This is a genomic window from Echinicola shivajiensis, assembly GCF_018642165.1.
Lineage (GTDB): Bacteria > Bacteroidota > Bacteroidia > Cytophagales > Cyclobacteriaceae > Echinicola > Echinicola shivajiensis.
Window position 1 is genome coordinate 646,283 of sequence record NZ_JAHHZM010000001.1, and the last position, 20,898, is coordinate 667,180.

At 38.8% G+C, this 20,898-nt stretch carries 18 protein-coding genes; 8 read left to right on the plus strand and 10 right to left on the minus strand.

Translation table 11 applies throughout. From position 1 onward, the window contains the following. Nucleotides 1-15 precede the first annotated feature (15 nt). Complete coding sequence (locus KMW37_RS02620; RefSeq protein WP_215223036.1) at nucleotides 16-1,089, plus strand: phage tail sheath family protein; 1,074 nt, start codon at nucleotides 16-18, stop codon at nucleotides 1,087-1,089. Nucleotides 1,090-1,183: 94 nt separating this feature from the next. On the opposite strand, the gene KMW37_RS02625 is transcribed toward KMW37_RS02620, so the two are convergent. The 7 genes from KMW37_RS02625 to KMW37_RS02655 form a co-directional block, all read right to left on the minus strand. Then, a complete protein-coding gene (locus KMW37_RS02625) occupies nucleotides 1,184-2,692 on the minus strand; it encodes an alpha-L-fucosidase (RefSeq protein ID WP_215223037.1) in 1,509 nt (502 codons plus the stop codon). Nucleotides 2,693-2,762: 70 nt separating this feature from the next. Next, nucleotides 2,763-3,701: a galactose-binding domain-containing protein gene (locus tag KMW37_RS02630; RefSeq protein WP_215223038.1), complete on the minus strand. Its 939-nt coding sequence runs from the start codon at nucleotides 3,699-3,701 to the stop codon at nucleotides 2,763-2,765. Between the two features lie 54 nt (nucleotides 3,702-3,755). Beyond that, nucleotides 3,756-5,588 carry a RagB/SusD family nutrient uptake outer membrane protein gene (locus KMW37_RS02635; RefSeq protein ID WP_215223039.1) on the minus strand — a complete coding sequence of 611 codons (1,833 nt, stop codon included), beginning with the start codon at nucleotides 5,586-5,588 and terminating at the stop codon, nucleotides 3,756-3,758. A 15-nt stretch (nucleotides 5,589-5,603) separates the two neighbouring features. Beyond that, a complete protein-coding gene (locus tag KMW37_RS02640; protein ID WP_215223040.1) occupies nucleotides 5,604-8,942 on the minus strand; it encodes a TonB-dependent receptor in 3,339 nt (1,112 codons plus the stop codon). Nucleotides 8,943-9,160: 218 nt separating this feature from the next. After that, the gene (locus KMW37_RS02645) at nucleotides 9,161-10,312 is read right to left on the minus strand and encodes a FecR family protein (protein WP_215223041.1); all 1,152 of its coding nucleotides are present in this window, start codon (nucleotides 10,310-10,312) and stop codon (nucleotides 9,161-9,163) included. Between the two features lie 108 nt (nucleotides 10,313-10,420). Then, complete coding sequence (locus tag KMW37_RS02650; RefSeq protein ID WP_215223042.1) at nucleotides 10,421-10,948, minus strand: RNA polymerase sigma-70 factor; 528 nt, start codon at nucleotides 10,946-10,948, stop codon at nucleotides 10,421-10,423. A gap of 409 nt (nucleotides 10,949-11,357) precedes the next feature. Then, nucleotides 11,358-12,020: an HAD family hydrolase gene (locus KMW37_RS02655; RefSeq protein WP_215223043.1), complete on the minus strand. Its 663-nt coding sequence runs from the start codon at nucleotides 12,018-12,020 to the stop codon at nucleotides 11,358-11,360. A 218-nt stretch (nucleotides 12,021-12,238) separates the two neighbouring features. On the opposite strand from KMW37_RS02655, the gene KMW37_RS02660 reads away from it, so the two are divergent. The 3 genes from KMW37_RS02660 (at nucleotide 12,239) to KMW37_RS02670 (ending at nucleotide 15,590) form a co-directional block, all read left to right on the plus strand. Beyond that, nucleotides 12,239-14,128 carry a DUF294 nucleotidyltransferase-like domain-containing protein gene (locus KMW37_RS02660; RefSeq protein WP_215223044.1) on the plus strand — a complete coding sequence of 630 codons (1,890 nt, stop codon included), beginning with the start codon at nucleotides 12,239-12,241 and terminating at the stop codon, nucleotides 14,126-14,128. A gap of 260 nt (nucleotides 14,129-14,388) precedes the next feature. Further along, the gene (locus tag KMW37_RS02665; RefSeq protein WP_215223045.1) at nucleotides 14,389-15,300 is read left to right on the plus strand and encodes a DnaJ C-terminal domain-containing protein; all 912 of its coding nucleotides are present in this window, start codon (nucleotides 14,389-14,391) and stop codon (nucleotides 15,298-15,300) included. Then, nucleotides 15,297-15,590, plus strand: coding sequence for a chaperone modulator CbpM (locus KMW37_RS02670; protein ID WP_215223046.1), 294 nt, complete (start codon nucleotides 15,297-15,299; stop codon nucleotides 15,588-15,590). Before KMW37_RS02665 ends, KMW37_RS02670 begins: the two co-directional genes overlap by 4 nt. 91 nt (nucleotides 15,591-15,681) lie before the next feature. Here the strand turns inward: KMW37_RS02670 and KMW37_RS02675 are convergent, their stop codons facing one another. Together KMW37_RS02675 and KMW37_RS02680 are read right to left on the minus strand one after the other, a co-directional pair. Then, nucleotides 15,682-16,098, minus strand: a complete 417-nt coding sequence (locus KMW37_RS02675; RefSeq protein WP_215223413.1) for a DUF1573 domain-containing protein — start codon at nucleotides 16,096-16,098, stop codon at nucleotides 15,682-15,684. A 171-nt stretch (nucleotides 16,099-16,269) separates the two neighbouring features. Then, entirely contained in the window at nucleotides 16,270-17,697 is a 1,428-nt protein-coding gene (locus KMW37_RS02680) for an ATP-dependent DNA helicase (RefSeq protein ID WP_215223047.1), read from the minus strand. 22 nt (nucleotides 17,698-17,719) lie between these two features. Here KMW37_RS02680 and KMW37_RS02685 point away from each other — a divergent pair, with 22 nt between their 5' ends. The 4 genes from KMW37_RS02685 to coaD are packed head-to-tail and all read left to right on the plus strand — an operon-like array spanning nucleotide 17,720 to nucleotide 20,166. Continuing rightward, nucleotides 17,720-18,223: an NUDIX domain-containing protein gene (locus KMW37_RS02685; RefSeq protein ID WP_215223048.1), complete on the plus strand. Its 504-nt coding sequence runs from the start codon at nucleotides 17,720-17,722 to the stop codon at nucleotides 18,221-18,223. A gap of 53 nt (nucleotides 18,224-18,276) precedes the next feature. Continuing rightward, complete coding sequence (locus KMW37_RS02690) at nucleotides 18,277-18,864, plus strand: hypothetical protein (RefSeq protein WP_215223049.1); 588 nt, start codon at nucleotides 18,277-18,279, stop codon at nucleotides 18,862-18,864. A 2-nt stretch (nucleotides 18,865-18,866) separates the two neighbouring features. Continuing rightward, the gene (locus KMW37_RS02695) at nucleotides 18,867-19,700 is read left to right on the plus strand and encodes a DUF3822 family protein (RefSeq protein WP_215223050.1); all 834 of its coding nucleotides are present in this window, start codon (nucleotides 18,867-18,869) and stop codon (nucleotides 19,698-19,700) included. Between the two features lie 10 nt (nucleotides 19,701-19,710). After that, a complete protein-coding gene (gene coaD, locus KMW37_RS02700; RefSeq protein ID WP_215223051.1) occupies nucleotides 19,711-20,166 on the plus strand; it encodes a pantetheine-phosphate adenylyltransferase in 456 nt (151 codons plus the stop codon). Here coaD and KMW37_RS02705 read toward each other — a convergent pair. Then, entirely contained in the window at nucleotides 20,154-20,840 is a 687-nt protein-coding gene (locus KMW37_RS02705) for an NUDIX hydrolase (protein ID WP_215223052.1), read from the minus strand. The two genes, coaD and KMW37_RS02705, sit on opposite strands and share 13 nt — an antisense overlap. Between the last annotated feature and the right edge of the window lie 58 nt (nucleotides 20,841-20,898).

A 20,898-nucleotide genomic window follows, 5' to 3' on the forward strand; every position in this document is an offset into this window, starting at 1 on the left:
ACCAAGGGTTTAGCTTTGCTAAAAAATGAGCAGGAACCCACGATGTATATCTGCCCGGAAGCCACACTGCTCTCTGTAAAGGATAATGCAGCACTTATGCAGGAAATGCTCTTGCAAAGTTCCGAAATGAAAACAGCTATTAGCATTTTCGATATTATCGGGGGAAAGAATCCTGATCCAATCCTTTTTACAGATGATATTGAAACCTTCAGAACAGCAACTGGAACAAATGGGCTGGACTTTGGTACTGCATATTATCCCTTCATTGGCACCAATATTATGCAAAGCTCGGAAATTGATTATACCAATCTATTTGGCGGAGACATAAAACCATTGCTGGCCATTCTAAGTCCAGCAACCAATCCCAATACAGCTGTAGAAAAGATCATTGCCAATATCGAAAACCCTTCAGGAGAATCATTGACAGTTAGCCAATACAATAATGCATTGCTTGCCACCAGCAAAACCTATAGCACCATTATAAGGCATGTGCTCAATGATGCCAATATACTTCCCCCAAGCGGAGGCATTGCCGGTGTGATCACAATGACTGACAATAATATGGGACCTTGGAAAGCCCCTGCCAATACCTCCATAGTTTCTGCTATGACACTTCCCATAAACCTGTCGGAAGCCCAGCAAGAAGGGCTCAATATCGATCCCCTCACTGATAAATCCATCAATGCCATCCGCCTATTTCCAGGAATGGGAATTCTCATTTGGGGCGCAAGGACCTTAGACGGGAATAGTTTGGATTGGAAATATCTCCCGGTGAGAAGAACGATGATATTTATAGAGCAATCCTGTAAACTGGCTGCCAAAGCCTATGTCTTTGAGCCAAATGATAAAAATACTTGGGAAGCAGTTAAAGCCACGATCAACAGTTTCCTTACTTCTCTTTGGAAACAAGGAGGGCTCAAAGGTGCATCTCCCGCAGATGCCTTCAGTGTAGATTGTGGTCTGGGTTCAACCATGACCGCTGAGGATATCCTCAACGGTTTCATGAATATTACGGTAAAGGTGGCTGTAACTCATCCAGCTGAGTTTATTATCATCAGCTTTCAACAGGAAATGGTTAAGTCATCTTGAATTTACTGAACCAAGAAAGATATTGGCTTTGAAAGGAGCTTAGCAAAGTAAAAAACATGCCCCTAATACAAATAGAGGCATAAAAAACAGATGTCTAATCTTTGTAAAAACCTATTTCTGATAAATGAGGTGCTAATCTACTTTCAGTAATTCTTAATCTGAATTTAGTTCCAATAACCACTTCAAGTTTCAACAGTCGTTTATAACCTATTGTCGTCCCTTCCGCTACAGGGAGCCACTTTTCACCTTGGAGGCGCTCCAAAATAAAACCCTCTACCCTTTGTCCTCGGGTAATATTTTCTTGTAGGGACAAGTAGTTAAATTCAACTGGACTTTCAAATTCAACTTCCAATACATATTCTCCCTTTGACTCTTTAGGAATTATGGAGGTTGCTAATTCACCGTCAGTCAACACCTTTAATGATTGCTTATTCCCTTTGGCACGGGACAGAATATTCTCCTTAAAAATCCCATCGATTAAACCTTTCCATTCTTTTAAAGATTTTACATCCTGCTCATGGATCAATCCTCTTTTATCTGGAGGTAAATTCAATAAGAGAACACCATTCTTACCAATGGAATTAAAATAAATATCCAAAAGCTTTTCCGGGGACTTCACTTTATCATCTTGTGAAGCATGATAGAACCAGCCTGGACGGATGGAAACATCTGTTTCTGCCGGGTACCAGACCAGCCCTTTTGCATTAAAAAGGCTTTCCCTGCTTCCCAAAACCTCTTTTGATTTATCCCAAGTTGGCTTAACATTCACATTTTGTTGGGAGCTTGCTGCTACCTTTTCTTGGTCAAGATTATTAACAGGAACAACGCTCCACTCCGTATCTTTTCCATATCCTGTTTCCGTTCCTACCCATCTTACATCAGGTCCCATAATGGCTATCACGGCTTCTGGCTGCAGTTCCCGTATTTTTGCGTAATATCGATCAAAGTCATAAACCTGTTTTTTACCATTTGGACCTTCTCCATTGGCTCCATCAAACCATACTTCATCCACCTTCCCATACCATGTAAGCAATTCGGTAAGTTGGTCTATAAAAAGGTCATTATAAGCATCAGTTCCATAACTTGACGCATTCATGTCCCAAGGAGACAGATAAATCCCAAACCCCATATCATGCTTTCTACAGGCTTCGGCCAATTCTTTTACCACATCACCTTTTCCTGCTTTCCATGGGCTAGAAGTCACGGAATGATCAGTAGTTTTTGTAGGCCATAAGCAAAAACCATCATGGTGTTTTGCTGTAATGATCAGCTGTTTGATTCCTCCCTCTTTAGCAGCCAAAACCCATTGCTCTGCATCAAGTTCAGTTGGATTAAAAATCATCGGTTTTTCCGCCCCTGTTCCCCATTCCTTCCCGGTAAAGGTATTGATGCCAAAATGGATAAAACCGGTAACTTCCAATTGTTGCCATCTTAGCTGTCTAGCTGTTGGAACCACATTTGCGGCTTTTTCAATAATGTCAGTGGGACTGTCATCAGATGAGATAAACTGAACATGATTTGGAACAATTTTTTGGCCATAGGCATAAAATGCCAAGAACTGCAAGGGTAATAAAACCTTAATAAGTAATCCGAACTTTTTCATTTGATTGTACTTAAAAAATCCCACCAATGAACCAAGAATTCATTTAGTGGGATTTTATCCTATTTAATTATTATAAAGCTAATATTTCAACTTCAGCCAACGCAAGAGGGGTATCACCTTCTAATTGCACCCTAACGTATTGTCCTGTTCTACCTATTTTGATTTCCGTCTTTGCTCCGGCTACTCCAGAAACAAAATAATCAGACACCCCTTCCTGAGCTTGGGTTTCTTCCAAGGAAGTGGATTCAAATGGTACATCAGAAACAAAAACATGGAAATTATTCAATCGTTCGGAACAACAGTCCTGACGATTATAAATATTGATCTGAGCAATCATTGGCGACACTTCTTCCAGGTCTACCTGCCACCAATCCTGCCCTTCTCCCTTGGTATGAGTCACTGAACCAGCTCCCCAATACCCATTGGTATTGCCATCAACGGCCCTAGGACTCAATCCTCCTGCAGCCAAACTGGACTGTTCAGTAGGTTTATTTAAAGCTTTATTGGGAGGAGGTCCACCTTTCAAGCTGTAGTACTTTACATTCATGGCCTTATCCAGTACAATATTGCCACTGGCATTGGCGATTTCCAAGGCCAGCATATAGGTCTTATCCTCATCCAATAAATCTGAATTGATCAGTGCCTCTATTTCTCCAGATGCTTTTTGACCTTTCTCAATCATTGGATTATCAGCACTAAAACTAATACTTTCTTCCGGGATCATTTCAAAATCCGTTCCATACTTGGAATTATATTCCATGACCAATTCATTGTTCTGCCTAACCATGACATTAATCTGTTCCGTTGCCGCCTCATATACGGCCACAGAAAATAAAATGGAGGAGGCATAGTTCTCAACAAAAACAATATTCTTCTGCTCCACAATATCTTTGGAATTGGGAGCAATAAATATTCCTTTAGGTATTATTTCATTGGTATCCTCTTCGCAGCTAAAAACAGTGGCCAACAAAAGTAGAAGACCATATCTTATATGATGTAAATTCTTCATTGTTTTAAAATTTTAATTTTTGGAAAATCCCCACTGACTAAATCATTGTGATATTTACCATCCAGGGTTCTGTACCAGTCTTTCACTTTTCTGGACTTCATTCAGCGGTAATGGGTATAAATACATTGCTTTTTCCCAAACCCTTATTTCATAAGGTGTTCTTTGAAAGAAATCATTTTCTGCCTCAGCATTCATATTCATCCCATAAAATGGTCCGCCCTGTTGACCTTCTGGTTGGTCAGCTATCATCCATCTTCTCACATCAAAGTAACGCTGTCCTTCTGTAGCCAACTCTACCCGCATCTCTTGTCTAACCGCTTCTCTTTGGCCTTCCTGATCTCCAATAATCTCCGGTTTAATATCAGCCAATAAAGGAATCCCGGCTCTTTCCCTTACCCTGTCAATATATTCAATTACTCTAGGGTCTGAAGGATTGACTTCATTGAGTACCTCAGCATATAAGAGATAAAATTCGGCCAATCTAAAAATAATGGATGGTCTGTATTCACTTCTTGGGTAACTTCCTTCATTATATAATGACCTACTAATTCTTTTATACATCAAATAGCCTGACCAAGGATAGTTTTGGGAAGAATTATCATTGCCAAATCCTTTACTAAATTTTATTTCATTATCACTTATGTGCCATTTTCTACCATGGAAAAATACGGTCTGATAAAACCTTGGCTCACGATTGATCCACATTCTATAGGTCCCTATATCCGTTTGACCGCTGAGATCCTCTCCCGCTTCAGAAAATCCTTGCTCACTATACAAGTCTGATTCCTCTATGGTTTTTCCATCGATCATAAAATAATCATCTACCAATTCCTGCGTCACTGCAATACTTGCAAAACCACCACGCTCGGTCCTTGGGGTAGCTCTTCTATCCACACCTTCCCCATTAAGATTACCATATCCATTATTAGGATTTGCCCATATTATCTCATCATTATAATGCATAAATAAATTATAAAGGGAGGAATGCGGATCATAGCCCTGATCATTATATTCCTTATAAAGCGCATAATACCCTGAATCAGCAAAATCAATAAATTCTTGTAATGCCTCCAAGGCTTTTTGCCATTTTCCACCATCAAAATCAGGGAATAAACGTTTCCCATCCTCAGGATTAGTTATTGACAAGGCTTCTTCGTATCCTCCATTAAAAAGTGGGCTTGCCGCGTAGACTAGAAGTCGAGACCTAACCGCTAAGGCCACTCCTTTGGTAGGTAAAGCCAAAAAGTTTTGTTCTGTTTCTATATCATTGAGTTGGTTTGCAACGGCCTTCAATTCAGAATCAATAAAATCAACTACTTCATCCACTGAATTCCGAGCAAAATCCAGATCCGGGGAAGAAGGATCTGCAGCAGTGTCCATAATTGGAACGGGTCCATATAATTCAAATAGTAAATAATGATAATAAGCCCTTAAAAACCTGGCTTGTGCTTTCATCTTAGCCATTTCATCTTCGCTGATAAAATCTGCAATACCACTTTGGGGAATAGCTACAGCATTTTCAAGGAATAAGTTGGCTTGTCTGATCAACTGATACAAAGTATCCCAACGGTGAAAAGGCGCATTTCCCGAATTATATCCATTAGAAGTCACTGTTTTTAAATGATGGTGAGACATCTTTAACTCATCAGCCGCTCCTGCCCAAGGATTCTGCAAACCATTTACATTGATAATCATATTGGAACTCATGGGTATTCCAGTAAAAATATTCCTGTGAAACTGTCTGGTGGTCCCCGGGTTACTAAAAACTTCCGCCATAGTCAACTCTCCTGCCAATTCATCAGAAACGTCCAAATAATCCATATTACAGGAAGACAAAATTACCGTTAGTAATAGTGCTACCTTTGTCGTTATTCTATATAAATTCATGATTGTTTTCAATTTTTAAAGTGTAAACTCCAAACCAAAAGTAAAGGTCCTTGGTAGCGGATAGTTCATCCCTGCATTGGCATTACCCATTTCCGGATCCCACATTTTGATTTTATCCCACACATAAAGGTTATTACCCATTAGATAAATCCTTCCAGCCTTTACACCAAATTTCTCCAGGCTGCTCTTTTTGAACCTATAGCCTATTTCAGCATTTTTCAACCTTACAAAACTGGCATCCCTTAACCACCAAGTACTTGGGGCTCGGTTATGCCAATATGCAGATGATCTCATCCTCGGGAACATCACATCCTGGGAAGGATTCTCTGCAGTCCATCTATTCAAGGCAACTTCTCTTACGGAACTTTCTTCTACGCCCCATGTGAAAGGGAAAAAGCCTTGCGGATTAGATTCTCCCAAAACTGTAGAAGTTTTACTAGCTCCTTGAAAGAACATATTGAAGTAAAAATTATTATACTCAACATTTAGCCCAACACCATATACCAATTCTGGCACTGATGGAGCAGCCAATCCTCTAGACTGATCAAACTGGTTAATTACGCCATCACCATTAAGGTCCTTATATTTAATATCCCCAGGCATATTATTGGAACTCAAGGAAGAAACTGGCAAGCCTTCTTTAAGGGTATACACCTCTGTCCCATTTTCTATAGCAACATCAAAGTCATCAAATGTATAAAGTCCTTCAGCAACATATAAATTAGGAGTCCTTAAACTTGTACCCGTAACATTCATCCAGGGATATAATTGTTCCACTTCATCATATTCCAAAATTTTGTTTTTGGCGTAAGTGAAATTTCCTCTTAGCCCCACTTTCACCTTACCAAAATATTTACGTGCATTAAGGCTGGCATCTACACCTTTATTGGATACTTTACCAAAGTTTTGCCATGGAGCTTGTCGAAAACCTGCAGCTGCTGACACCGTTCTTCTTTGTAGTAGGATATTATACCTATAATTGTTAAAATAATCAGCTTGAAAAGTGATCCTATCTTCAAAAAGACCTAGTTCCAGCCCTACATTTCGTTTATTCTCAATTTCCCAAGACAGGGAAGGAGCAGCAAAACGTCCTTCCACATATCCGCCTAGTCCATTCAAAGAACCACTACCGCCGATACCAATAGGGTATCCTGCTCCACCTGTAAATGATCCTCTGTACAAGAACCTCTCACCACCTGTATTGTCATTACCAGTCCTACCTATAGATCCCCTAACTTTTAATCCTGAAATTACACCTCTTAAATTTTCCATGAACCTTTCATTCTCTATAATCCATGAAACACCAACGGCCGGAAAGAAGCCATAACGATAACCTTCTGCAAAGGTCTCACTACCCGTAATTCCAAAATTGGCTTCTAGTGAATATCTCCTATCGAAAGTATAAGTTCCTCTCCCAATATAAGCCTGCTTTCTATAGGCCAAAGCTTGGTTATGTAACTGTTGCTCCTTTTGATAATAAAGCAGCATGCCGCCTACAGCATGTCTTTCACTAAATGTTCTATTATAATTTAAAGAAGTTTCTAAATAGATGTTTTTATTCCCACTATTAGATTCATTGGGTTCTCCAAAAGGACTTTCATTGATGGTTTGATTGAGAATAAGGTCCCCATTTATGTCTCTTCCTGATGCAATAAATTGTGCAGGAGTTTTTGTTCTGTTCATATTGAAGTTGGAATTGGCATCATAACTTACCGTACCTTTTATCTTAAGTCCTTCAGTCAAAATGCCAAGATCTTGTTCAATAGAAACTTTTGATTGGATACTACTTCTCCACTCCTTGGCATAGCCTGATTCCATCAAAAGATTGTATGGATTCACCCGATTATTACTTGGCACTGGGTGAGAGGCATATGTTCCATCAGAAAATATCATCGGAAATAAATTGGGAGGTGCTATGGTCATTCTTTGAAATATGGTAGAAGTACCAACACCTGGATAACTTGTCTCCAAATACTGTCCACTTAGATCTACTCTTAGCAAAGTGGTATTGGTTACATCAAAATCCACATTACTTCTAAGATTATATCTTTTCAGACCGATATTATTGTCATAATCAGCCAATGGATTAGATTCAAAAATCCCGCTTTCGCTAAAGTAAGCTCCTGAAATGAAGAAACGTGCCTTTTCTCCACCTCCTCTAAAATTCAAGGTATGGCGGGTATTATTGGTGGTATTACTCAATAGATCCAACCAATTCACATCAGGATATAAATCTGGATCTTGACCAGAAGCATACCTGGCCATTAAATCTTCACTGTATATAGGCATCTTACCCTCGTTGACCAATGCTTCATTATAAAGGTTCATAAAGTCTACAGAACCGAGAAACTTCGGCAACCTGGTGGGCTGTAGCACACTGTATTCGCCACGATAACTGATTTGTGTTTTCTGGTCTTTGCCTCTCTTGGATGTAATGATCACTACACCATTGGCACCTTCTGCACCATAAATTGCAGTAGCTGCTGCATCCTTTAACAAAGTAAAAGTCTCGATTTCATCAGGCTCGATATCATTCATATTTCTAGGAACTCCATCCACCAAAACTAATGGACTGGTACCGCCTGCAAATGAACTGATACCCCTGATCCAAAACTCAGCATTATCGTACCCCGGCTCTCCAGAACGTTGAACGGCTATCAGGCCTGGAACCTGCCCTGCCAAATTATTGCTCAAACTCCTTGTTGGCATCCTTAGCTCTTCGCCCTTTACTGTAGATACAGAGCTAACCAAGCTCTCCTTCTTCTGAACTCCAAAACCTACCACAACCACTTCATCCAAAGCTTCTGAATCTTCTTTTAAAGAAATCTCATAGAAGTTATTACTTGTTATTTCAACCACTAAAGGTTCATACCCCACAAAAGTCACCCGAATCTTGGGCTCAGAAGTGATAAGGTCAATACTGAAATTACCCTCAATATCAGTAGCCACGCCATTGGTAGTCCCCACTTCCATCACATTGGCACCAGGAATAGTGACTCCATTGGCGTCTTTGACTACCCCTTTGATGGTCCTTTCCTCTGCTTCCATTTCTACCTTCCGATCCCCCCTAACAATGGTAATGGTCTCCCCCCTTAAGCGATAGTCCAAGCCTTTATTCAATAAGACTTGTTTTAATAAATCTTCTATCTGAACATCTCTAACATCCAAACTGACTCTTCCCGCTTTTTCCAAATCAAATTCGTTGTAAAAAAAACTATAATCTGTTTGATTGGAGACTTTATCCAAAACCTCTTTTATGGGTTTATTCTTTACGGAAAGAGATATTTGTTGGGCTTTGGTGGAGGCATACACCCCCACTTGAAACACCAACATTAATACAAATATCAATTTCATAGTTATTATAATTTTGGGCAATCGGCCCCTTATCTTCCGCGAAAACGGAAGTAGGTAATCGTACAATAATTCCATACTTTTGTAATGGTTAGGTTGTTAATAAAATTTTGAGAGATTTTAGCTACTGCCTTACTTCAACCGGGAGTGTTGGCGCACTCTCGGTTTACTGTTTTACATTAGGATGTATTTGTGTTCATTTTAAAATTGTTAAAGTTCAATTATCTATTTACAGAAACTTCCAAGACTCTTTCTTTTAGTTGAATATTTACAGGACACACATCTTGAATGATCATTAGCACTTGATCAATAGGCGTATCACGCTTAATCTTTCCAGAAAATCTCTTTCCTTTCAGTTCATCAATAGCTCCACTGATTTCAAAACCATACCACCGCCCCACTTCATCCAGCACCTCTGAAAGAGCCGACTTTTCAAAGAGGAACACCCCATTTTTCCAGGCCATGACCTCATCCATATCAACAGTCACTTTCTTTAGTTTAGATCCATCTGCTGTTGCGCCTTCTCCTGGACGTAATATTTCATTTTGGTCATTTTGGGAAAATTCTACTTTACCCTCAAGAAGAACAGTTGTTGTTTTCTCGACAGAAGATTTTACATTGAACTTTGTCCCAAGGACTTTGACTTCGCTATTTTCAGCTTCAACAATAAATGGTTTGGAAGGATCATGTTTGACATCAAAAAATGCTTCTCCCCTCAGTTTTACTTTACGTTGCTCTTTGCTAAACTGAGGATTAAAAGAAAGGGATGATTGTGCATTTACCCATACTTGGCTCCCATCAGTCAAAGAAACTCCAAGTACCTTCTTAGCTGGTACCCGTAATTGGTACAAGACCTCGGATTTGACATCAGAATTCAACAAACTAAAAGAAATCCCTTGTTCATTTCCTTCTATTAAGACATTTTCTCCATCTTGAATTTTTATGAAATCTGCCGTCAGGGGAATTTCTTTATTACTTGATAAGCTGAGAATAATTTGATCTGAATGAACAGCTGATGAATATTCAACACCCTCCTCATCCCACTTGATAAAACCATAGTTTTGACTTAATAGAACATAGCCGAGTGCCAAAAGTCCAAAAATTAAAACCGCAGCATATTTAAGATTGAAAAAATGATGGGATGTATTCTTTTTGTTTCGTTTCTTAACATTTCCCCAAGCCTTATCTACATCCAGGCTTTGCATATAGTCTAGCTTTAACTGAACCTTTTCAGCTCCCCTGTAATATTCAAGCAAGTCTTTGTGCTCTTTCTTTTGAAGCAAAGAATGCATCCGATTTTCTTCCTCTGGGGATGTTTTTTTAAGAAGAAATTTTTCTATAAGACTGGCTAACTCAAAAGTCTCTTTATTCATTTCCAATAGGTATTTCCCGTTTTACAATACCTAAGAAACTTTAAATCAAAAAGTGGGTGAAAAGAGATATAAAATTTTTACAAATATTTTATTTAACAAACGTTTACCTCAAGACAGAAGCATCAAACACAATATAGCTGTTTCTCCTAATTTTTGCCTCAACAGTGTCAATCCCCTTTGCTTTTGGGTTTTTACTGTATTAATACTTATACCCAATGTTTCTGCAATTTGTGGATTTTTCAAACCTTCCAAATACCCCATTCTAATCACTATTGCACAGCCTTTTGGCAATTCATTGATGGCTTCATAAAGACTTCCCACAATTTCAGCATGAATAATATTGTCCAAGCCATGGGAATCGGACTCCTCTTCTTGAGCAAATACCTGACAATACTTATCTTTTACTTTTTGGTGTCTAAATTTGTTTAGACAAGCATTCTTTACTGAAGAATACAAAAAAGACTTGATGGCTAATTCATCTGTTGAGATAATATTATTTTTTTCCAGATAAACTTTAAAGACATCTTGAACAATATCCTCGGCATCCTCTTTATCTTCCAAAAAATCAATTGCAAATGCACAAAGCCTAGGATAATATTTTTTAAATATCAATTCAGCATCCCTCATATCAAACATTATTTAGATAAGCCTGTAATTATATCAATCATAAAAAAGATTTTTTGAAAGTTGAGGTTATTCTTTAGCTCAACAAAGTAATAACGTTTATCAAAATCTCCATCCAGAATAATTCGATCAAACTACAAAAAAAATATACAACAAACACAGGATGCAAACATAGTACGAAAAAATGCAAAATTTATACATAACAAAATTTTCCACACCTATAACCAACCCCTTCAAAAGATTATCTAAGCGCAACAATATAGCAAAAATAGACCTGAGACACCCTAAACCCATTCCCAGTATTGGCAAGAGAAAGTAAAGATAACTAGTCTACTAAGGTTCAGGTTTAAACACAAAACAGCATCTACAAAATTGATGGAAATAAATTTCCATCAATTTAAAGTAACGCATACTAGCCATCCTAAATCAAATCCCTAATAAAGGGATCTTCATAGTTTTTGATAAAGGCCAAGATATTATCGTAATTAACGAAGTCTTCCTTTGGATGGGCGGTGGTCAATACCACTGCTTTCATCCCTGCATTTTGGGCTGCCTCCACCCCTTTTGGGGCATCTTCAAAGACAATACAATCTTCAGGTTCGGCACCAAGTGCTTCCGCACCCAATAAAAAGGTTTCAGGGTGCGGCTTACTGACAGCCACATGATCAGCAGTGATAATGGCTGTAAAATAATCCCTAAGTTTCAGATTGTCTAGCACAAAATCCACATTAAAGGGAATTGCTGCAGAGCCAATGGCCATTTGCACACTTTTACTTTTGGCCTTTTCAAAAAATCCATCCAAGCCAGGGATGAGTTTCATATGAGGCAAATACTCCTCTTGGTACCTTCTCTCCTTTTCCATAGACCAATCCTCTGCTTCCTGTTTGGTAAACTTATTCTTACCAAACACCCTTTCCAGCACTTCTGGATTCTTTCCATACATTTCCTTTTTCACTTCCTCCCAAGAAAGGCTCGCACCCAAGTCCTCATTGAAAAGTTTATGCCAAGCCTTGGTATGAAAGTGCATATCATCAATGATGGTCCCGTTCAGATCAAAAATCAAAGTCATTTCCTTATTGCGCATGATGTTAGTGGTTTAAATGGCTGGTTTGATTAAGTGAGGATAACACCTTTCAAAAATAAATGGTTTCTGATTGGGATAGATAGCTGGAAATATTTTTTCTCCATTTTAAATCGAAAATATTTACTTTCTCAAAAAATTGGACATTAAGCCGTCTTGGGCTACTTTTAAACAGAAGATCGGATGTATTCAATCCCTGTTCAATTTTATCAGAATTACCCATGACGGAATTTACCAAGCCTTTTTCAGATTTACCCTCTAATGCCCAAAAGGAACTGTCTGAACAGTTCAGGGAAATCCTCTTCCCCAAACAAAAGCGAATTTACCTTCAAAATCATTCTGGGATTGAGGGCTTTGATTTTATACTGCAAGGAGGCTATGAAGGGTATTTCTATGATCGAAATCAAAAAAAAAGAAGAATAGAGCAGTATGGTCCGGGCACATGGTTTGGTGGAATTTCCTACCTATACAATAAGGGAATAAGCCTTCAAACAATAGACAGCCTTCCTGATACCAAGGTACTCAGGTTAAGCCATGCTCAATTTTCCCAAATCTGTGAGCAATTCCCTGAGTTCAGGAACCACTTTGTCCGGGAATTTGGAGAACGGATGCTCGACATGGAATTTGTCCATTTTATAAAAGGAGCGACTTATTACCCCCAACAAAACAATATTACCTCTGATAGTTTCTACTCCCATAAAGTGGATGTGCTCAATCCTAGGGAATTGGTCAGCTGCCATGAAAACACACCCATCACTGAGGTCGCACAGATCATGGGAGCCGAAAAAACCAGCTGTATCTTCATTCGTGATATGGAAGGAAAAATCGCCGGCTATGTAACGGATATCACCCTTAGGGATCAGGTAATTGCAAAAAAACTAAGCACTGAATCACCTATCAGTACTGTAATGAAAAAAGATATTGTCTCTATTGACACGGAGGCATATATCTATGAGTCATTACTACTGATGTTCAAAACCAAGACAAGGTATTTGTTGGTAGAAAAGGATGGAGAATATGTTGGTTTTATCTCAAGGAACAAATTACTCAGTGAGCAATCACAGTCCCCCTTTTTGTTTATTCAATCTGTAAAGCAGGCCACTTCCATAGATGAACTAAAGGAGAAATGGTCCCAAGTCCCTGCCATTGTGGAGCAATTACTGCAAAGAGGGGTAAGATCTGAAACGGTCAATGAGGTCATTACCACTGTATCAGACACCATTGCCCTAAGGGTCATCGATGAAGTACTGCATGAAGTAGGCCCTGCCCCTTCCAAATTTGTATTTATGGTCCTAGGCAGTGAAGGCCGTAAGGAACAAACCCTCAAAACAGACCAGGACAATGCCATTATTTATGAGGACAAGGCAAATGAACAAAGGGAATTGGTTCGTGAATATTTCCTGGATTTTGCAGATAAGATTTCCGAAAAACTAGACGCCATAGGCTTTAGTTTTTGCAAAGGTGGATTTATGGCCAAAAACCCTAAATGGACCCATTCTCTTTCTCACTGGAAGAGGAACTATGATGCTTGGATGAAGGAGTCCACCCAAGAAACGGTCATGAAATATTCTACCTTTTTTGACAAAAGGCCGATTTATGGGGATTTCAGCATTCTGGATGAACTCCATGAATATATGGACAAGCAATTGGACGTACCTCTGGAGAGATTCTTTTTTAATATGGCTACCAATGCCTTGCAGTATGAGCCACCACTCACGTTTTTCAGGGGAATCAGGACTTTTACTGTAGGGGAACAAAAGGTATTTGATATCAAAAAAGCCATGACACCCATAGTGGACATTACCAGGGTTTTTGCCTTGAAACATAAAATTTTCCTTACCAACACTGGTGAGCGTTTGGATGCTTTGACCAAAGCAGGACATATTACTGAAGAGGAACTATTGGAACTCAAGCAGGCTTATTATTATTTGATGAGTTTGAGATTGGACAGACAGGCCAAGCAGATTATGTTGGACAAGGTTCAGCCAGAAAACTTTGTAGATATCGATGGACTCACCAAAATAGAAAGAGTGACCATCATTGAGATCTTTAAGGTCATCAAAAACTTCCAAATGAAAGTAAAGATTGCCTTTACCAATACTATATTCTAAGTTTTCATCGACTCTATTATTGTAGACTAGTTTTTTTGATAGTACCCCTGTCCCAATTTTTCTCTGCAGTTTAACTGATATTCCTCATTCATTGCACTAAATCATGCACTAGACTCTTCTGATAATGTAGACTTTTTAGTAAATTATCATTCTGGACTTTGCATTGGACATCTTCTAAATAAATTAATGTTTTTAGCGATTATGGGTACAAGGATGATCTACTGCATTCTTCAGGTTTTTAATCAAACCCTGAAATTCCAATGGACTTTATAGACTATTACCAAATTCTAGGCATCAACAAAAGCGCCTCTCAAGACGACATCAAAAAAGCTTATCGGAAGCTGGCAAGAAAATATCACCCAGACCTTAACCCCAATGATGTCGCTGCCGAAAAAAAGTTCAAAGAGATCAATGAGGCCAATGAAGTCCTAAGTAATCCTGAAAACCGAAAAAAATACGACCAATATGGCAAGGACTGGAAGCATGCCGAGCAGTTTGAAAAAGCCCAGCAAGATTATGGTCGCTCCCAAAGTACAGGACAATCTTTCGGCGGTGATTTTGGTGGATTTTCATCTGGAGGAGATTATTCCGATTTCTTCGAATCCTTGTTTGGGCAGGGCAGAGCAGGCTTTGGTTCCCAAAGGCAACAGGTAAAATTTAAAGGTGCGGATTTGAGCGCTGAGCTACAACTAGACTTAAAGGAAATTTTCCACACCCATAAAAGAACGCTCACTATCAATGGCAAGAACATCAGACTGACCATTCCGGCTGGAGTGGAAAACGGGCAGGTAATCAAAATCAAGGGCCATGGTGCTGAAGGGGTCAACGGAGGGCCCAATGGAGATTTATACATCACTTTCAAGATCATCAACAACACCCCGTTCAAGCGTCATGAAAGCAATCTCTACAGCAATGTCGACCTTGACCTTTATACAGCCTTATTGGGGGGAGACATCACTGTGAACACCTTTGATGGCAAGGTAAAATTGAAGGTAAAACCTGAAACACCAAATGGCACTAAAGTAAGACTTAGGGATAAGGGCTTTCCCAAATACAAAAAAGAAGGACAGTTTGGGGATCTTTACATTACCTACAATATAAAAATGCCCAAAAACCTTAGTGAAAAGGAAAAAGAATTGATTAAAGAATTGGCAAAAATCCGGAATTCATGATACCTGAAGAATATATTAGCATAGAAAGACTGAGCCGTCTTTATAAGGTGAGTTTAACATTCTTTGAAGAGTTGGATGATTATGGCCTGGTAAGGTTCCAAACAGTGAAGCAACTAAGGTGCGTGCATGAGGATGAATTAAAAAGAATCGAGACAATTATCCGGCTTCACCATGAACTTGAAATAAATACCGCGGGCATAGAAACCATTTTGCACTTAATAAAAAAAGTGGAGAATCTTCAAGAAGAGATTCAAAGAATACAAAATAGACTTGACCTTTATGAGGATTAAATCTTATAAAAAGAAAAAACACCAAAACTAAAGTTCATAAAACTTTGCCTTGGTGCTTTTTGGTATATCAAAGGCCAATAAAAACCTTTTTTTAATTGCTTTCTTTGATCACATTTGAAATCAAGGCCACTTTTTCAATTGGCTCGGAAGCATTAGAATAAATTCTAACAATACTTCTCTGTTTACCCATTTTACCTGCGGAATTAAAAGTCACCTTAATTTCTGCAGATTTTCCAGGAGCAATTGGCTCTTTTGGCCATTTTGGTACGGTACATCCACATGTTGCTGCCACATTTGAAATTTTCAATACCTCAGTACCTGTATTGGTGAATTTGAAAGTATGCTCCACCTTGGATCCTTGCGATATATCTCCAAAGTTCTTTTCAGTTTCTTCGAAGGTGATCACAGGACCTTTCACTGCCTCTTTCTGGGCTTCAGCTGTCTGAGCATGGGCCTGAATAGCCACTGCAGCAAAGGCTACAAAAAACATTAAAACTAATTTTTTCATCATAGTCTGTATTTGGTAATTACTTAATCTGTTCAATATTCATTCCAAAGTTAAAACTTCCCTTAACTTATGTGTTAATCTAACGTCACTCTACTGGGTAAAAGTTTCGATTTTTTAACTAATAACCAAGTTACCCGTTCAAAAATACCTATAGAATTTCAACACTATTGATCATTGAATAAAAAACCTAGGGTTAAAATTCACTAGAAACAGCTCATCTGTTGCCCTGGTCAAAGCAGTGTACAACCACCTGATATATTCAGTATCCAATTGCTCCTCCGTCACATACCCCTGATCCACAAAAACTGCATTCCATTGTCCACCTTGACTTTTATGGCAAGTAAGCGCATAGGCAAACTTAACCTGCAATGCATTTAAGTATGGATCTTTTTTTATGTACTCGCTGCGTTCCTTTTTGTTCTCTATTCCAGCATAATCCTCCACTACCTGCCGGTAAAGCTCCCTGGATTCTTCAGCTCCCAAAGAGGTGGTTGAAGTGTAAAGGGTGTCCAAAATCACTTTTGCTTCAAAAAAGGGTTCTTCAGGATAATCTATCAATCTTAACTCCAATGTGGCAAACCGTAGTCCGTAGATCTCTTCAAAGGACCTGATCTTTACCACCTCCACAAAATCACCATTGGCCAAAAAACTGACTTTATCGGATTCAGCCATATAGGTATAATTATTTCGCACGATCATCAACATATCCCCTGTAGAAATTTCCTCTTCATAGAAATGAATGGCCTGGCGGATATATTGATTAAACTGTACAGCGGTTTTGTTGGAACGGGTTACCACGATGGTGTTTTCCACGCCATATTTATCGTAGGCATATCTTAGACCTTCTTCCAGACGCTCACTGGTCATGCGATAAAAATCCGGAAAGCCTTTAACCTTAAAGGAAATAATTGGCTCCTTTCTCAACACTTCTGACCTCAACTTAGTGGCATTATATAGAATACCAGAATCCAATTGCTGCCGCATCACTTCAGTCAACTCTGCCTCTAAGACATCCAGGCCAAAATGATGTCCCATATAGCTTCCATCCAAAGCTGGACTGTTTTTGGAACCCACGGGAGGAAGCTGAGCTGTGTCACCGATCAGTATCAAGCGATTGGAAGCGTGCTGAAAGACAAATTGGATCAAATCCCTAAGCAAATTACCTCCCCCAAGCTCATCATCAGCCAACATGGAAGCCTCATCCACAATGAAGACCGTTTTCTTATAGTAATTCTTTTGAAGGTCAAACCCAGTCCCGATCATCCCTTCCTTTGATTTAGGTCTATAGATGATCTTATGAATGGTAAACCCCATCCTTCCGGAATAGGATGACATTACTTTGGCGGCACGGCCCGTCGGAGCCATTAATAAGGAGCGCAGCCCCAATTTGGAAAGGGACTTTACTACAGCTGCAATCACAGAGGTTTTTCCTGTCCCTGCATAGCCTCGAAGAATAAAGGTGGCCTTCCTGTCAAATTTAGGATCAAAAAAAGTATCCATAAGTCCAAAAAACTGGGACTGTCCATTTGTAGGCTGATGCGGGAAATTTTGCCGCATCATTACCGATGGCTTTGGGATATGTTCCTTATCTTTATTCATCAAAAGCGAATCTACAGCTTATATGCAGAATATTGAAAAAGATATCCATGAGAAATTCGGGGGCAGGTTGCGCACTAGGGTAAATGGGGTTTTGATTGAAGATGATAAAATCCTGATGATCAAACACCGAATGGGAGAAAACAAAAGCTTTTGGAATGTTCCCGGAGGCGGCATGGATTATAATACAAATGCTGCAGAAAATCTACAAAGGGAATATTTGGAAGAAACAGGCCTGAAAATTGAAGTCCTGGACTTTATTACGGTAACAGAATTCCTCCAACCACCCCTTCATGCCATCGAGCTCTTTTTTGAGGTCAGGCGAAAATCAGGAGAACTGATCAGGGGAATTGACCCGGAAATGGACCTAAACAGACAAGTCATTGAGGCCGTTGAATTTATGGACATAAATGCTATTAAAGCGATAAAAAAATCAGAAAAGCACCAACTTTTTTGGAATTTAAATTCGCTGAAAGACATAAGAATATGGAAAGGTTATTTTAATTTTGAAAATAAATGCATAAAATAGCATCCTATTATATACCATCAACCTTTATATAAGAAGAATAAATCGACTGAAAAATGAATCTGACTAAAATCTTATCAATTGTTTTTCTATTAGCTGCATTGGCAGTGGGATATAGACTCTACAAAGGCGTAGACGATGTCATGCAAGAAGAAAAACGTATTGCACGTATCGAAGCAAGAGTAATTGAAAAATTACAAATGTTGAGAGAAGCGCAAATCGCATATTTAGCTTCTAATGGTGAATATGCCGGAAATTGGTCGGACCTGAAGAAATTCATTGAAGACGGCCAAATTTTTATTGTACAAAAAACTGAAGAAACTAAGTTATTGGATTATGGTGAGGAAGAAATCACCATTACCTATGATACTTTAGGTGCTGTAAATGTAATGGATTCTCTTTTCAATGAGAGAAAGCATCCTGAATTCAACCTTACTGCGCTAAACGTTGTACCTGGATCAGGTGGAAAAACCTTTACTTTCTTTGCTGATAAAATCGAAAGAGGTGCTAACAAAATCTTGATCGATGTATTTGAAATCAAAGATCCTGCTCCTGTTAATCCAGAAAGAAGAGCTAATAACAATGAGAAAGCTTTAAGAGTTGGATCTAGAAATGATGCTTCTACTTCCGGTAACTGGGAATAATTTTGACTAAGTCAATAAAAAATACGCAAATAGAATTTTATAGCGATAAGCTTGATGTAAGTGCTACATCAAGCTTATCGCTTTTATTATGCGCAGAAAACTTTACCGTTATGGCCAAAAACCAAAATGGATCCATTCTGGGCGTAAACTCTTACACACTTGAATCAGAGGATTCCCTCGATCAAATAATCAATTCGGATAATTTCATCCAAGCACTTCCCAAAGATGCTGAAAGCAGACTTTTTGTTTATAATGACAAATTCTGCATGGTCCCTGGAATGCTATTCTCTCCAAAAGACCAAAGCACCTATCTTTCTTTTAGCGCCGAATTGGTAGATCAAGAAGTTTTTTATGATGGCTTAGAAAACAACAAGACCATCTTAGTGGGAAGTATTGACCAGGATGTAGCCAACAAGCTCAGCCAAAAGCTCCCCAATATAAAATTCAGTCATGGTAGTTCATTGATCTTGGACTATCTATTATTAGAAAAATCAGAGATGCTCAACCAAGAAATTTCAATAATAATAGAGAAAGAACAGGTTTATATCGCTGGCTTTGCTAATAAGGAACTGAAGTTATTTAACCGCTTCGAGGTAATAGACAACCAAGATTTCTTGAAATATACCTTTAGTATACTACACCAATTGGCTTTTGACCGCATGCATTGTAAAACCACTGTCATTGGTAATCTAGATGATGTTCATGTGCAGGAAGAAGTGCTAAAGCAATATTTTAAAAACCTGGTGATTACTGAGCCAAGAACCAACCAAAATTACCTTACTGGAGCTGAGTCTTATAAGGAAACAAAAAGACTGGCAGCTTTCTGGGCCAATTGACAATAAAACCATGAAGAAGATTGCTATTTTTCCAGGGTCATTCGATCCATACACTAATGGGCATCATGATATTGTCATGAGGGGATTGGAAATTTTTGACGAAATCATCATCAGCATAGGCTATAATTCAACCAAAACTTCCAGGTATTTTGAAATTGACTTAATGGTTGAAAAAATCAAAAGTGTCTATAAAGATATCCCAAGTGTAAAAGTGGTAGTTTATAATGAACTTACCTCTAGCTTGGCAAAAAGTCACAATGCTAACTTTCTGATCAGGGGATTGAGAAATACCACTGACTTTGAATATGAAAATACCATTTCTCAAATGAACCGTTACCTCAATGAAAAACTGGAAACGGTATTCCTTATTACCTCACCACAATACGCCGCTGTCAGTTCCACAGTAATTAGAGAAGTCCACAGATACGGTGGCAATGTAAGTGAGTTCCTACCTTATGAAGTGTGAACCTTAGGTACTCGCCTCAAAAAACGCTTATATAGATACCTCATTGATGGGTAAGAGTTTACCAGAGCCACCTTGGCTTCATGGTGACTAAACCATTTGATATCATCAATCCCCTCTTCTTTCTGAGGTTTCATCTGGCTATCATCCTTACATTCCATTGCATACCAATAGGTTTTTTTCAGGATACTTTTCCTATTTTGGGTATAAGTATGCCAGGTTTTACATATCAGCCCCCCTCTCTTAACCTCAATAGCACATTCCTCCTCTACTTCTCTAACGGCACATTCTTCGGGTGTTTCCCCCTTTTCGAATTTTCCTTTTGGCAAATCCCACTTCCCAAGTCGGTGAATAAACAAAATCTGCTCTCCTTTGGTAACCACTCCTCCAGCAGCTTTTATAATACTGAACCTACTTTTGATAAATCTCTTTAGTTCATCAACATCTTCAGAAAGGATAGTAATGGAATCCAAGTCTTTTAGCTTTCGGGTTCTTAGCAAATACAAAAGTTTAATGATAATATCCTTGGAAGGGTGAGTAATCAATACATCATCGTGAAAATCCGCCGTGGCATGAAGATCTTTGGGATTATCATACACGCATTCAAATGTTTTATCCTTATGCAATCCACTTGGTGAAAGGATATCCAAAGGCTTATCGTTAATGAAAATTCTCATAAGACTAATGTTTCAAGTCAAAATTGCACAATTTTCTTAGCCATCACAACAGTCCTTA